The following is a 606-nucleotide window of genomic DNA, read 5'->3' on the forward strand; positions in this document are numbered from 1 at the left end:
GTTGCGCACCGGGCCGGGCCTGCCCGTGCGCGGCAGGGTCAGCACGCGAAACGCCGCCCACGGGCCGTCGGCCTGCCAGCGGCGGGCATGCTGGACCGAATCGTCGCTGCTGGCATCATCCACGAAGACCACTTCCACCGCGTCGGGCGGAAAGGTCTGCGCGGCCAGCGCGCTGAAGAAACGGTCGAGAAAGCGCCCGTAGTTGTGGTTGGGCACCACCACGGAAATGCGCGGCGTGTGCATGGCACTGTCCCTTGGGTTGTCCGGTGTTCCTTGCCCCTGTTGCCGCCTGGCGAAAGGCGTGGCGCGCAAGGCGCCCGCTGGTCTTTTCGGTGCGCTGGCGCAAAGGTTTAGCGCCCCCGGCGTAAAAACCGGGGGCGCTGACGATGCAGAAGGCTGTGGGGGAGGGGGGGGGGCGGGGGGGGTATCCCGGTGGAAATACTGGCGGGGCGCAAAGCGCCGTATGGCGCCGGTGACGGGTCTGGGGCCGGATCTGGGGCCGGATCAGCGGGTGGCGATGGCTGCGCCCGTGCCCACCATCACCGCGCCCGCGCCGCGATGCAGCAGCCGGGTGGCGCGCGGGGTGGACAGCATGCGCCGGGCGTT

General features: G+C 71.1%; 1 protein-coding gene. It reads right to left on the minus strand.

The features are described 5' to 3' along the window. The coding region (locus tag FVW27_RS18900; protein WP_167128219.1) for a glycosyltransferase family 2 protein at positions 1-243 on the minus strand (243 nt) is incomplete at its 3' end. Positions 244-606 lie beyond the last annotated feature (363 nt).

The organism is Nitratidesulfovibrio liaohensis, from assembly GCF_011682075.1.
In the GTDB taxonomy this organism is placed as follows: domain Bacteria; phylum Desulfobacterota; class Desulfovibrionia; order Desulfovibrionales; family Desulfovibrionaceae; genus Cupidesulfovibrio; species Cupidesulfovibrio liaohensis.